We start from the raw sequence: 12,967 nt of genomic DNA, 5'->3' as shown, positions 1-12,967 counted from the left end.
CGGGAGAAGTGTACCACATCTCGTGCAATGTCATGCAGAGGGCGTGGGGCTGTTTGAAAGAGTCATTAGTATAAATCGTCGCCATAGCATATTGATTGAGCGTGTTTTTACCTACATATCAATTAGTGGCATTACCTTTGTAATGCATAGCCACGTCACAGCGTTCATAAGAACAACCAAATTTTTGCATGATTTCTTCACAATGAACAAAGCCATTTTTCTTATAAAGATGAATAGCGGCCTCACACTTCTTATTGGTTAAAAGAAATAATGTATTAAAAGCAATGGCAGGGGCGTTATTCAATACATATTGCAACAAGCCTTCGCCTACTTTTAATCCTCTTGCTTCACTGACCACACCCATCTTAGTAAGTTCGAATACCCCTTCCCCTTTTTTCATTAATGCGCATGTGCCTACAATGCCAAAATCGGGATGTTCAGCAAACCAAATGTATCCACCCTTATCGATAATATTACGCTGAGGGTTGCCAATAACGGCCTCATCAACGCTCTCTAAACGAAACATCTTGGTGATCCACTCTCTATTTATGCGGTCAAAGTGGGGGGCTAGCTCGGGGGTATAGTCGAGGTAATGCAACATGACGGAATTAAATACACTGATGAAAGATAGATAAAAGAAAGGTTACTTTATGCCTTAATGCCAAACTTGTCACCTCGGCGTAAACCCAATTAAAGGTAAGGCGCCTATTCACTATTTCCTGTCTAAACAGACTGTCTAGTTAAACTGACGCTTTCATTTATAACAAAAGTTTAATTTTTATTAATACACCTTTTAATTATTAACAATTATGACTAGAATCCGCTCTAAATAAGAATATCTATCATTTTCAATACTGTTTGAATTATCACTCGAGGAGACTTGCTTGAAACTTGGTAAAGCAACTATTTCTACTGCTGTTCTATTGGCACTTTATGGCACATCTGTTTTGGCTCAAGACACTGTAGCTGAATCAGATGAAAGCGTTGAACGTATTACAGTACGCGGCGCATTCTTTGGTCAACAAGTCGCCACAGCGGTAAAAACCCCAACACTATTGGTTAACGTGCCACAATCTGTATCGGTAGTAAGTGCACAGCAAATTTCAGAACAAGCACTGTTTAGTATTGCCGATGTCATGCAATACACGCCAGGTGTGAGCATTGGGCTGGGTGAAGATCATCGCGATCAGGTGACTATTCGTGGTCAGAACACTACTGCCGATTTCTTTGTTGATGGGCTTCGCGACGACGTTCAGTACTTCCGCCCATTATATAATTTAGAACGCGTTGAAATATTACGTGGTGCGAACGCACTTTTATTTGGACGCGGTGGCGGCGGTGGCGTGGTTAACCGTGTGACTAAAGTAGCCAGTACTGCGGAAGACTTCACCACATTGTCAGCAGGTATTGATACTTTTGGCGCTGGCTCTATTAGCGTAGATACCAATAGAGCCATAGATGCCAACAATGCGTTTCGTTTTAATGGTGTGTTCGACAGCATTGATAACCACCGTGATTTTAAAGATGGTGAACGTTACGCATTAAACCCTACCTATACATGGATGGCTAACGACGACACTACGGTGGTGGCATCTTACGAATACGTAAACGATGACCGTTTAGTCGATAGGGGGATTCCTTCATTAGATGGTGCGCCGCTGGAAGGCTATGACGATACCTACTTTGGTGATCCAGACTTCAACAATACTACCCTTGAAGCACATATTGCCCGCATTCGCGTTGACCATTCACTATCGCAAAATTGGAACTTGAACGGTACGGTTCAGTATGCTGACTATGACAAAGCTTATCAAAACTTGTACCCCGTTAATTTTGATGCTGATGCAGGCACAGTTACGTTAGACGGATATCGTGATACTACAACCCGTGAGAACACGTTGGTTCAATTGAACCTTATTGGGCAGTTTGCCACGGGTGATATTAACCATACCTTGCTGACGGGAATGGAATACGGCAGCCAAGATACAGAAAATGCTCGCCGTGATGCGTTTTTTGCAGACAGTCAAGACGACCAAGTATCCTTCGTGTTTAGTGACCCACTAGTTATTCCTTCAATGACGCTGACCGACCCAGTAAGAGATCGTGCTTCTGATGTCACCTTTACCTCAGCGTTTGTTCAAGATGAAATTAAACTTAACGATAATTGGATCGTGGTAGCGGGTCTTCGCTACGACAACTTCGATATCGATGTCGTAGATAGTATTGAAGTGGCTGACGGTGCAGATGATGGCAACAACGGTTTTCTATCAAGTTCTGATTCACAAGTGTCTCCGCGTGCAGGCTTAATTTACAAGCCAGCGGAATCAGTATCGATTTACGCAAGTTACAGCAAATCGTTTTTACCTCGTTCAGGTGATCAATTCCTTTCACTGTCGCTGACAAGCCAAGCGCTAGAAGCTGAAGAGTTTGAAAATAAAGAAATTGGCGTGAAGTGGAATTTATCTGACTCGCTTAGCGTGACAGCAGCGGCATTTGAAGTTGAACGTGAAAACGGCACAGCGCAAGATCCTAACAACCCGGAAGCGTCTATTTTGACCGGTACCGAAACCAAAGGTTTTGAAGTGCAGGTGGTGGGTAAACTTTCAGAACGTTGGGTAATCAATGCTGGTTACAGCAACCTTGATGGCGAAGAAATGGGTCGAATTGTAGATGGCACATTGGCGAACCGCGACTTAGCGCAGCTACCAGAACATATGCTGACGTTATGGAATCAGTATGAAGTAAATGATGAATGGCGTGTTGCATTAGGCGTGATTTATCAATCTGAGCAGTATGCTTCATTAAATAATACGGTTGAGCTACCTGACTTTGTTCGCGTAGACGCTGCACTTTATTACGACTATAGCGAAGACGTTAAAATTCAGCTAAACGTGGAAAACCTATTCGACGAAGATTATTTTCCGTCAGCACATAACGACAACAATATTGCCACCGGCGAGCCGCTTAATGCGCGTTTGAGTTTGCAATATAAGTTTTAGTCACGCTAAATAGTAGTGATATACAAAGCGGCCTTCATGGCCGCTTTTTGCGTTGTGGTTAGGTCAGTATAAAAAACATGCTTTGCAAAGCTTTGTGCTTGTCATTTCCTTTTAGGTGTATATACTTACAGGAACTGTATAGACAGACAGGTCTTTTATGCGCCCACTCACAGCAAGACAAACAGAAGTTCTCGAGCTGATAAAAACAACCATGCTCGAAACTGGCATGCCGCCTACCCGTGCAGAAATTGCCCGTCATTTAGGTTTTCGCTCTGCGAATGCCGCTGAAGAACATTTAAAAGCGTTGGCCCGAAAAGGTGTCATCGAGATTCTTCCAGGTACTTCCCGTGGTATTAAATTGAATATCCCACTTGAAGATGAAGCTCCTGAAGAAGAAGGGCTACCTCTTATTGGCCGAGTGGCTGCGGGCGAACCTATTCTAGCGCAAGAGCATATAGAATCTCATTATAAGGTCGACCCTGCCCTATTTCAGCCTCACGCCGACTTCTTGCTTCGTGTAAGCGGTATGAGTATGAAAGACATAGGTATACTTGATGGTGACTTGTTAGCCGTGCACCGCACTACGGATGTCCATAATGGGCAGGTGGTAGTGGCACGTGTCGATGAAGACGTTACCGTTAAACGCCTTGAAAAGCGTGGCCGTGAAGTGCTACTTCATGCTGAAAATGATGAATTTTCTCCTATTAAGGTCGACTTAGCTTCAGAGCCTTTTTCTATTGAAGGTATTGCCGTTGGTGTTATTCGAAATGCCGATTGGATGTAACTTTTTAGCTATTTAGTAAAGAAAGCGGCTTATAGGCCGCTTTTTTGTATGTTTACCATACCTTGCTTGCACAATAATCTTGTTTAAGCCTCAGAAATACCTTAGAGGCCAGTTGATTCGGCTCCTACATTTTATCTTCTATTTATGTCATCTTTTATAGTACTAACTACCGCTATGTCTGTTATCTATTCTGTTTGAAAAGCATTCAATATTACGTAACTACCTTTTGATTATAAGAAACTTATTACACTTTATATTCGTCGATTTCGTTCAAAATGAGCGTTTCAAACGGCCACATTAATTATCCTTATAACGCCCATACGCTGTGGCGTGATTCATTTCTCTTACTTACAACTTTTGATTAAAAATTAAACGCTGGAATTGTTTTTTCTTAGAAAAGACTAGACTTGTGCGTTTTATTGAGCAATTCTTATACTGTATTTAACAAAATAATAACAATAGCTGCAACTTTGTTTTACAACTAAAGCTGGGCAATTAAGTTAAAAGTTGGATTTCGGGTATCAGTTGCCAGAAGCGCAGCGCATTTATTGCGGTAATGCTTCTGTTATAACGGAGGTGTTGAGTGAAACGAGTAACGACACGAGCGGCGACACAAGCGACAAAGTGGCTTTACGGGCTGCCACTTTTGCTTACCTCACCACTGCTGTTTGCGGATGTAGCAACAGGTGAAGGCTCAACCATGAATTTACGTCGAGGCGCAACCGACATAAGTGGTCAAGTGTACGACCTTCATATGTTGATGTTCTTTATCTGTATCGCCATTGCCGTTGTGGTTTTTGGGGTTATGTTTACCTCAATGTACTTACACCGTAAATCCAGAGGAGCGAAGCCTGCTCACTTCCATGAAAATGTAAAAGTTGAAATTGCGTGGACAGTAGTACCTTTCATCATTCTTATTCTTATGGCTATTCCCGCCGCTAAAACCCTTATTGCGATGGAAGATACCAGTGAGCCCGATCTTACTGTTGTCGTTACAGGTTCTCAGTGGAAATGGCATTACCGATACATGGACAGAGATGTTGAGTTCTATTCGTTAATGGCGACTCAGCGAGAACAAATTGAAAACAAATTCGAGAAAGGCACGAATTATTTGCTTGAGGTCGACCGTCCACTGGTGATCCCCACAGGGCAAAAAGTGCGCTTTCTTATTACCTCAGATGACGTTATTCACTCTTGGTGGGTTCCAGATTTTGCGGTGAAAAAAGATGCTAATCCAGGGTTTATTAATGAGTCTTGGGCAAAGGTGAACGAGCCTGGTATTTATCGCGGGCAGTGCGCCGAGCTTTGCGGAAAAGATCATGGCTTTATGCCGGTAGTGGTTATCGCAAAAGAACCTGCCGAATTTGATGCGTGGATGAACGAGCAAGAAGAAGCCGCTCGCCAAGCGAAAGAAGAAGAACAACGTTTACTGTCGATGAATATGTCGATGGATGAACTAATGAAGGAAGGTAAGCGAGTTTATAACGCCACCTGTGCAGCTTGCCATATGCCTAATGGGGAAGGGTTGCCCGGTGTATTTCCTGCGCTTAAGGGCAGTGAAATGGTGCTTGAAGACCAAACTGCACATATCGATATTGTGTTGAACGGTAAAACCGGCACGGCGATGCAGGCGTTCGGAAAAATGTTAAGCCTAAAAGACATTGCGGCTGTGGTGACCTACGAACGAAATGCGTGGGGCAATAATACGGGCGATATGGTGCAGGCCAAAGATGTTAATGCTGTCGTAAATGGAAACTAGGAGTGCGTAATGAGTAAAGCAACTGATGTCATTGCGCCGGATACCGCGGCGCATCACGAAGATCATGACCATCATAGCCATATTCCAAAAGGAATAACTCGATGGTTGTTTACCACTAACCACAAAGATATAGGCACCTTGTATTTATGGTTCGCCTTTATCATGTTTTTAATTGGCGGCGCCATGGCAATGGTGATCCGTGCTGAGCTTTTTCAGCCTGGATTACAAATTGTTGAGCCAAATTTCTTTAATCAAATGACGACTGTACATGGTCTTATCATGGTGTTTGGTGCAGTAATGCCAGCCTTCACAGGGCTAGCAAATTGGCTGATTCCAATGATGATAGGGGCACCAGATATGGCCCTGCCGCGAATGAATAACTGGAGTTTCTGGATATTACCCGGAGCCTTCCTGATCCTACTTAGCTCGCTCTTTTTAGAGGGCGGCGGCCCAGCATTTGGGTGGACCTTCTATGCACCGCTTTCCACCACTTACAGCGGTGACTCTACGGCTTTGTTTGTGTTCTCGGTACATATCATGGGTATTTCATCCATCATGGGGGCGATAAACGTAATAGTGACCATTTTCAACATGCGTGCCCCTGGCATGACATGGATGAAAATGCCTTTATTCGTCTGGACTTGGCTTATTACTGCTTTCTTACTTATTGCAGTAATGCCGGTGTTGGCGGGGGCGGTCACCATGGTGCTGACAGATAAGTTTTTTGGCACCAGCTTTTTTGATGCAGCAGGTGGCGGCGACCCCGTTATGTTCCAGCATATATTCTGGTTCTTTGGGCATCCCGAGGTATACATAATGATATTGCCAGCCTTTGGCATTATCTCTCAAATTGTCCCTACGTTTTCCCGCAAGAAGCTGTTTGGCTATGCCTCTATGGTATACGCCACAGGCTCTATTGCGCTGCTGTCTTTTGTGGTGTGGGCTCACCATATGTTTACTACCGGTATGCCGGTGTATATGGAAATGTTCTTCATGTTTGCCACCATGCTTATTTCGGTGCCAACGGGCGTGAAGGTCTTCAACTGGGTGGCGACTATGTGGCGGGGCTCCCTTACCTTTGAAATGCCCATGATGTTTGCCATTGCGTTTATCGTATTGTTTACCATTGGGGGCCTGTCAGGGTTAATGCTGGCTATCGTACCCGTCGATTTCCAATACCACGACACCTATTTCGTGGTCGCACACTTCCATTACGTGCTGGTAACCGGTGCCATCTTCTCGATCATGGCTGCGGTGTATTACTGGTTACCCAAGTGGACAGGAAAAATGTACCACACGGGGCTAGCAAAATGGCATTTCTGGTGCTCACTAGTGTCGGTGAATGTGCTGTTCTTCCCTATGCACTTTGTGGGTCTGGCAGGAATGCCACGTCGTATTCCTGACTACGCCTTGCAATTTGCTGACTTTAACAAATGGATAAGCCTAGGTGGGTTTGCCTTTGGGCTGTCTCAGCTTATCTTCTTAGCGTTGTTGATTAAGGCCTGTAAGAAGCAAGGTGAGCCAGTATCTGCTCAAGTGTGGGAAGGTGCTGAGGGACTAGAGTGGGAAATTCCTTCTCCTGCACCCTATCACACCTTTGAAACGCCGCCTGTTGTTAAGTGAAAGTGAGATAAGCAATACAGGCAAAATAGTCGCTAAATTGTGGTGATGTATCAGCACAAAAAGTAGGCACGGGAGATAACCATGACACAAATAAATGCAAACAACAAAATGGTGATAAGACTCGTCGTTATTGTGTTTGGCATGTTTGGTTTTGGTTTCGCCCTAGTGCCACTATACGATGTGTTTTGCGATGTAACCGGGATAAACGGCAAAACCGAAAATACTGCAGCGGTATATGAGTTTATTGAAATAGATGAAAGCCGTGAGGTGACGGTGGAGTTTATCACCCGCACGAATACCGGTATGCCTTGGGAGTTTCGCGCACAAACTACCCGTATGAAAGTGCATCCAGGAGAGCTTAATACGGTGTCGTTTTACGTTAGAAACCCTGCATCTAACAACATGATGGCGCAAGCTATTCCGTCTGTTTCACCAGGTATGGCAGCGCTATATTTAAATAAAACGGAATGCTTTTGCTTTAATCAGCAACCTTTAAGTGCGGGGGCTGAGGCGTATATGCCCATGCAGTTTTATGTCGACCCACAGCTTCCTGAAGAAATTAGTTATTTTACTGTGCAATACACCTTGTTTGATGTGACCGCGCGCGCGAGAGATATGAAAACAAAACCGAATCCCTACATGGTCCCTCAACCTGAAAGTGGTAAATAACAGGTATTGGGATAAGGAGAGAGTAATGCAGCAAGAATATCAGAAATACCCAGATTATCAGAAATACTATGTACCAGCCCAAAGCCCATGGCCAATTGTAGGTGCGGTGGCGCTATTTTTAATTGCCGTTGGCGCGGGCAACTTTGTAATTGAAGCCACTAAAGGTGAATCAGGCTATGGAGGTTATACACTTCTCGCTGGGTTTGTCGTATTAATGGTGATGTTGGTTGGCTGGTTTAAAAACCAAATTGATGAGTCTATGTCTGGGCTTTATAGCGACCAATTAGGGCGCTCATACCGACAGGGAATGAGTTGGTTTATTTTCTCTGAAGTTATGTTTTTTGCCGCCTTCTTTGGCGCACTCTATTACGCCCGATTCATTTCAGTGCCTTGGTTAGGCGGTGCATCAAATAACGCAATGACTAACGAGGTGTTATGGCCCACCTTTGAAGCCATGTGGCCACTAGTCTCTACCCCTGGGGGCATCACTACGCAAGAAATGAGTGCTGTTGGTTTACCCACGATTAATACAGTTATTTTACTTATATCATCGGTCACATTGCACTTTGCTCATGTTGGTTTAGAGCAGAACAAACGCAAGCAACTCACCTTCATGTTAGGCGTTACTATCTTGTTGGGAATTGGGTTTTTATTCTTACAAGTTGAAGAGTATGTTCACGCCTACCGCGACCTAGGGCTAACGCTACAGTCAGGCATTTACGGTAATACCTTTTTCATGCTGACGGGCTTTCACGGTATGCACGTGACGCTTGGCACCATCATTCTGATTGTTATGTTTTTTAGAGTGCTAAAAGGGCATTTTACTCCGCATAACCACTTTGCCTTTCAAGCCGGAAGTTGGTATTGGCACTTTGTTGATGTGGTGTGGGTGATGCTTTATATCTTTGTTTACGTTTTATAAATGCCGATTAAAAAACACCGTCAAACCCTAGTAAGGTCGAGGGTTTGGCGTAATTAAACCGGTGCCGATTGCCACTAAAATTAAAATCACAATGATGGCAGAAGTGAGCACCCTGCGACCGATGTATTTACTCATTGGACCGTCTTTGGGATCGTTTTTCATCATGACTCGCATGGCCATAAAAAGGTTAACGATCATGAAAAGTACCAACGCAACCAAGATTATTTTTATCAACATATAAACCTCAATAGTAGTGTGCAGGTTGGCCAAATGAATCAGGTGAGAGCATCCAAATTAATCGCTATCGTCATAACCAGTTTATGTGTAATGGCGATGTGTAGCTTGGGGTTCTGGCAACTAGACCGAATGGCACAAAAGCAACAACGCATAGCTAGCATAACCGAAAAACAGGGGAAAGAAAGCTTGTCGCTCATCGATGCCCTTTCAATGAAAGCGCCCGAAGATCGAATCGTTTCTTTTGAAGGTACGCCAAACGGCGACAAGGTGTTATTGCTCGATAACCAAATACATGAACAACGGGTAGGTTACGATGTATTGGCGCCAGTGCAGACCAACGCAGGGTGGGTTTTGGTTAACTATGGTTGGTTGCCTGCACCAGATTTATCGCGCTCGCTACCGGCTGTGAAAATTAGTCATCACTCACAACAATTTGAAGGGGTGGTGAGTCAGCCCAGTCATAACCCGTTAGTAAAAGAAACGCTTACATCAGCATCACGCTTTCCGGCACGTATTCAGCAAATTTCAATCAGTACCGCCAGTGAATTGCTATCACTTAACTTATTACCTTATGTAGTAGTACTTACTTCAAAGAATGACCTTTTTGTTAGGCGTTATAACAGTGTTGTCATGCCGCCTGAAAAGCATTTGGGTTATGCCATTCAATGGTTTGGTCTTGCTATCGCAGCCGCCTTGATTGGCGGTTTCGCAATTATGAAAAAAGGACGTCAATATGAGTAATCCTGCCTCGAAGAAAACCTTAATTATCATGGTCGCCGTGTTCGTGCTACCAGTGATTCTAGCTAAGCTTGCGTTAGAAAATGACTGGTTCAACCAAGGTGCTACAAATAAAGGAGCGTTGCTGCAGCCTACCATTGATGTTTCATCGCATTTAGAAGGCACTGAGCCGAAATGGCGCTTGTTGTATGTATTGCCCGAAAACTGTGATGCGATTTGTGAAAATGCATTGTTTAGCATTAACCAAGTATGGCTGGCGTTAGGCAAAGAGTCTGACAGGGCACAAGCTTTAGTTTTGTTCACTGGAAAAAGTGATGTAACAGCACTAGAGCAACTATCTGAGTACGCCAACGTGCATACCTTGAGCGTCAGCGATGCGCCTATCACCAACCTTAAACAGCAAAACGTGTACATCGTCGATACCTTAAATAATGCCATGTTGTATTACCAAATAGACAGTGACAGAAGTACTGCTGTAATGGAAAGCCGAAGCATGCTGGCTGACATTAAAAAGCTTCTGAAACTGTCCCGGATTGGGTAGGAGATGCCATGAAAAAACTGGTGTTGTTTAGTCTTTTTCTTGCCGCAGTAGTCATCATTTTAGGGGCCTATACTCGCCTTACCGACGCTGGCTTAGGCTGCCCTGATTGGCCGGGATGCTACGGTAACCTTACCGTGCCATTAAGCGATGCGAAAGTTGCTGCGGCCAATACGGCGTTTCCAGAGCGCCCTGTGGAGGCGCACAAAGCATGGAACGAAATGATTCACCGCTATTTTGCAGGGGCATTAGGGATATGTATTTTGGCCATTGCCGTTATCGCAGTAAGGCAGCGTCATAAAGGTACACCCGTTAAGCTGCCTTTGTTGCTGCTCGGTCTTGTGACTTTTCAGGCGGCGCTTGGCATGTGGACAGTCACCCTTAATTTATTGCCTGTGGTGGTAATGGGGCATTTGTTAGGAGGCTTTACTGTACTAAGTTGTTTATTTTTACTTTATTTACGCCTTAGAAAGCACAGCGCAGTTAGCGTGCAACAACCCAAAAGCAATACGTCGCTACCGTTAAATGAGGATGCCTATTACCCAAGTAAAAACAACAAGCTGACTGCAATGGCATTTTTAGGTATGGCCATCTTAGTAGGGCAAATCGCCTTAGGCGGCTGGACATCAGCCAACTATGCAGCCCTCGCCTGTACCGATATGCCAATTTGTGAGCCTGGCTGGCAGCAGCGGTTAGATTTTCAAGGTGCATACAGTGTGCCTGAAGCACAAAACTATGAGTTTGGCGCACACAATTATGGTGAGCGAGCCACCATGCATATCGTGCATCGATTCGGCGCTGTAATTACCTTTGTTTACCTTACGGTATTGGCTTTCATGTGGCTACGAAGCAGCAGGTTGCCACCTTCTGTAAAGAGGGGATGTGTACTTATGATTGGGGTGCTATGTGTGCAGGTCGCGCTTGGTCTAAGTAACGTTTTGTTTAGTTTACCTTTGTTTATCGCGGTATCGCATAATGCAGTTGCCGCCATGCTATTACTCACATTGATATGGCTGACGTGGTCAGTTGCTCCTTCAACCTCTTCTTTCTCCTACTCTACTGGAGGTCATCATGGCTAAATCTATCCCTTTAAATAACGCTGTTGCAGCTAAGCACTCGCCAATCTCGCAAACAAAGAGCAACTCGCACGCAAAAATCACCTGGCGTGACTATTACGAAATGACAAAGCCCAATGTGGTGATGCTACTTTTACTCACGGCGTTAGTGGGGATGTGCCTAGCCTCGCCGGGCTGGGTAGATGTCACAGCGTTGGTGTGTGGATTACTCGGTATTGGTATGTTGTCGGCGTCAGCCGCAGTGATTAATCATGTGGTCGACCACAAAATCGATAGCCAAATGGCACGTACTTTTAATCGTCCTGTGGCGAAAGGCAAAGTGAGTATCGCTAAAGCATCATGGTTTGCTGCGGGCCTTGGCGTAATGGGCTTTGTTGTATTGAGTTTATGGGTGAACATGCTTACCGCTTGGCTTACCCTTGCTAGCTTAGTGGGCTATGCCGTGGTGTATACCATGTTTCTAAAACGGGCCACGCCGCAAAACATTGTGATTGGTGGTATTGCAGGTGCCGCACCGCCGCTTCTTGGCTGGACCGCTGTCACCGGTGAAATTCATGCGCATGCGTTGTTGTTAGTACTCATAGTGTTTACGTGGACCCCACCACATTTTTGGGCATTGGCTATTCATCGTGAAAAAGATTATGCGAAAGCGAAAGTGCCCATGCTACCGGTTACCCATGGGGTAGAATTTACTAAAACCTCGGTGCTACTTTATACCGTGTTACTTAGCTTGGTGTGCCTATTGCCTTACTTGGTGGGCATGAGCGATTTAATTTACCTTATTGGCTCTTCGCTTTTAAATATTGGGTTTATGTATTATGCGGTAAAACTAAAATTTGCCGCCACTAGTCAAACGGCGATGAAAACTTTTAAGTTCTCAATTGTTCATCTCATGGTATTGTTTGTAGTATTGTTGCTTGATCACTACGTACCACTGAGTTTATGAACCGACGGATTTTTGTAGGCGTTGTTGCATTATTAGCATTATTGACTGGGGTGTTTGGGGCAATTTATTTGTCGCCAACGGGGCAGTCTAATGGCAGCTCTCCCGAATATTTTCAGGCTTATCCTGAGCCTCGCGCCATTGCTCCTTTCTCGCTGACAGACAGTAAAGGGAATGAATTTAACCAAGCTTCGCTAGAGAATCAGTGGAGTTTGTTATTTCTTGGCTACACGTTTTGCCCCGATATCTGCCCGACTACGATGGCCGAACTGAACAGCATCTACCCACAAATGCAGGCTATTGAGTCTGAATTTCCAATTAAAGTGGTGTTTATTTCTATCGATCCTAACCGTGACTCAATAGCACGACTAGACGAGTACATTAGCTACTTTAACCCTAATTTCATTGCCGCGACTGGAGAGCATAAAGCCTTATTTCCCTTCGCTAGAAACTTGGGCATGATGTACGCCATTGCTGAAAGTACAGACAACCCTAATTATCTTGTCGATCATAGTGCATCTGTAATACTTATTAATCCTAAAGCACAGGTGATAGGGCGTTTTAAACCAAAACGTGAACCTGGAAAGTTGTCGATTAGTGACGCACAGCAAATTCTCAATGATATGCCAGGGATTACATCATCATTTAATTTAAACTCGGCACTATAGGTGGGTATGGG

13 protein-coding genes are annotated in these 12,967 nt (G+C 44.5%); 11 read left to right on the top strand and 2 right to left on the bottom strand.

What is annotated here, in order from left to right; all coding sequences use genetic code 11:
• Nucleotides 1-118 precede the first annotated feature (118 nt).
• A complete protein-coding gene (locus J5X92_RS03620) occupies nucleotides 119-601 on the bottom strand; it encodes a GNAT family N-acetyltransferase (protein ID WP_057795160.1) in 483 nt (160 codons plus the stop codon).
• 283 nt (nucleotides 602-884) lie between these two features.
• Here J5X92_RS03620 and J5X92_RS03615 point away from each other — a divergent pair, with 283 nt between their 5' ends.
• The 6 genes from J5X92_RS03615 (at nucleotide 885) to J5X92_RS03590 (ending at nucleotide 8,756) form a co-directional block, all read left to right on the top strand.
• On the top strand, nucleotides 885-2,999 hold the full coding sequence (locus J5X92_RS03615; RefSeq protein ID WP_208804662.1) for a TonB-dependent siderophore receptor: 2,115 nt from the start codon (nucleotides 885-887) through the stop codon (nucleotides 2,997-2,999).
• A 157-nt stretch (nucleotides 3,000-3,156) separates the two neighbouring features.
• Nucleotides 3,157-3,783, top strand: coding sequence for a transcriptional repressor LexA (lexA, locus tag J5X92_RS03610; protein WP_057795164.1), 627 nt, complete (start codon nucleotides 3,157-3,159; stop codon nucleotides 3,781-3,783).
• 646 nt (nucleotides 3,784-4,429) lie between these two features.
• Nucleotides 4,430-5,542 carry a cytochrome c oxidase subunit II gene (gene coxB / locus J5X92_RS03605; protein WP_244360197.1) on the top strand — a complete coding sequence of 371 codons (1,113 nt, stop codon included), beginning with the start codon at nucleotides 4,430-4,432 and terminating at the stop codon, nucleotides 5,540-5,542.
• Between the two features lie 9 nt (nucleotides 5,543-5,551).
• Complete coding sequence (ctaD, locus tag J5X92_RS03600; protein WP_057795166.1) at nucleotides 5,552-7,165, top strand: cytochrome c oxidase subunit I; 1,614 nt, start codon at nucleotides 5,552-5,554, stop codon at nucleotides 7,163-7,165.
• An 81-nt stretch (nucleotides 7,166-7,246) separates the two neighbouring features.
• Entirely contained in the window at nucleotides 7,247-7,834 is a 588-nt protein-coding gene (locus tag J5X92_RS03595; protein ID WP_208804660.1) for a cytochrome c oxidase assembly protein, read from the top strand.
• Nucleotides 7,835-7,859: 25 nt separating this feature from the next.
• Complete coding sequence (locus tag J5X92_RS03590) at nucleotides 7,860-8,756, top strand: cytochrome c oxidase subunit 3 (protein WP_208804658.1); 897 nt, start codon at nucleotides 7,860-7,862, stop codon at nucleotides 8,754-8,756.
• A 27-nt stretch (nucleotides 8,757-8,783) separates the two neighbouring features.
• Here J5X92_RS03590 and J5X92_RS03585 read toward each other — a convergent pair whose 3' ends face one another.
• Nucleotides 8,784-8,993 carry a DUF2909 domain-containing protein gene (locus J5X92_RS03585; protein WP_057795172.1) on the bottom strand — a complete coding sequence of 70 codons (210 nt, stop codon included), beginning with the start codon at nucleotides 8,991-8,993 and terminating at the stop codon, nucleotides 8,784-8,786.
• A gap of 33 nt (nucleotides 8,994-9,026) precedes the next feature.
• On the opposite strand from J5X92_RS03585, the gene J5X92_RS03580 reads away from it, so the two are divergent.
• Genes J5X92_RS03580 through J5X92_RS03560 form a run of 5 tightly spaced genes read left to right on the top strand, consistent with a single transcriptional unit; the run spans nucleotide 9,027 to nucleotide 12,956 of the window.
• Nucleotides 9,027-9,734, top strand: a complete 708-nt coding sequence (locus J5X92_RS03580) for an SURF1 family protein (protein WP_057795174.1) — start codon at nucleotides 9,027-9,029, stop codon at nucleotides 9,732-9,734.
• Nucleotides 9,727-10,272: a hypothetical protein gene (locus J5X92_RS03575; RefSeq protein WP_208804656.1), complete on the top strand. Its 546-nt coding sequence runs from the start codon at nucleotides 9,727-9,729 to the stop codon at nucleotides 10,270-10,272. Before J5X92_RS03580 ends, J5X92_RS03575 begins: the two co-directional genes overlap by 8 nt.
• 8 nt (nucleotides 10,273-10,280) lie before the next feature.
• Nucleotides 10,281-11,348, top strand: a complete 1,068-nt coding sequence (locus J5X92_RS03570; protein WP_208804654.1) for a COX15/CtaA family protein — start codon at nucleotides 10,281-10,283, stop codon at nucleotides 11,346-11,348.
• Nucleotides 11,341-12,291: a heme o synthase gene (cyoE, locus tag J5X92_RS03565; RefSeq protein ID WP_167542091.1), complete on the top strand. Its 951-nt coding sequence runs from the start codon at nucleotides 11,341-11,343 to the stop codon at nucleotides 12,289-12,291. Before J5X92_RS03570 ends, cyoE begins: the two co-directional genes overlap by 8 nt.
• Nucleotides 12,288-12,956 carry an SCO family protein gene (locus J5X92_RS03560; protein ID WP_057795180.1) on the top strand — a complete coding sequence of 223 codons (669 nt, stop codon included), beginning with the start codon at nucleotides 12,288-12,290 and terminating at the stop codon, nucleotides 12,954-12,956. Before cyoE ends, J5X92_RS03560 begins: the two co-directional genes overlap by 4 nt.
• Nucleotides 12,957-12,967: the final 11 nt, after the last annotated feature.

It is taken from the genome of Alteromonas sp. K632G (assembly GCF_017653625.1).
GTDB classification, from domain to species: Bacteria; Pseudomonadota; Gammaproteobacteria; order Enterobacterales; family Alteromonadaceae; genus Alteromonas; species Alteromonas naphthalenivorans.
This window is presented reverse-complemented; position numbering and strand designations above follow the sequence as displayed.

What these genes read in the sequence shown, in the direction of transcription:
- lexA (WP_057795164.1), top strand. Translation starts at nt 3,157, where the DNA reads ATGCGCCCACTCACAGCAAGACAAACAGAAGTTCTCGAGCTGATAAAA.
- J5X92_RS03620 (WP_057795160.1), bottom strand. Translation starts at nt 601, where the DNA reads ATGTTGCATTACCTCGACTATACCCCCGAGCTAGCCCCCCACTTTGAC.
- ctaD (WP_057795166.1), top strand. Translation starts at nt 5,552, where the DNA reads ATGAGTAAAGCAACTGATGTCATTGCGCCGGATACCGCGGCGCATCAC.
- J5X92_RS03595 (WP_208804660.1), top strand. Translation starts at nt 7,247, where the DNA reads ATGACACAAATAAATGCAAACAACAAAATGGTGATAAGACTCGTCGTT.
- J5X92_RS03560 (WP_057795180.1), top strand. Translation starts at nt 12,288, where the DNA reads ATGAACCGACGGATTTTTGTAGGCGTTGTTGCATTATTAGCATTATTG.
- J5X92_RS03580 (WP_057795174.1), top strand. Translation starts at nt 9,027, where the DNA reads ATGAATCAGGTGAGAGCATCCAAATTAATCGCTATCGTCATAACCAGT.
- J5X92_RS03585 (WP_057795172.1), bottom strand. Translation starts at nt 8,993, where the DNA reads ATGTTGATAAAAATAATCTTGGTTGCGTTGGTACTTTTCATGATCGTT.
- cyoE (WP_167542091.1), top strand. Translation starts at nt 11,341, where the DNA reads ATGGCTAAATCTATCCCTTTAAATAACGCTGTTGCAGCTAAGCACTCG.
- J5X92_RS03570 (WP_208804654.1), top strand. Translation starts at nt 10,281, where the DNA reads ATGAAAAAACTGGTGTTGTTTAGTCTTTTTCTTGCCGCAGTAGTCATC.
- J5X92_RS03590 (WP_208804658.1), top strand. Translation starts at nt 7,860, where the DNA reads ATGCAGCAAGAATATCAGAAATACCCAGATTATCAGAAATACTATGTA.
- J5X92_RS03575 (WP_208804656.1), top strand. Translation starts at nt 9,727, where the DNA reads ATGAGTAATCCTGCCTCGAAGAAAACCTTAATTATCATGGTCGCCGTG.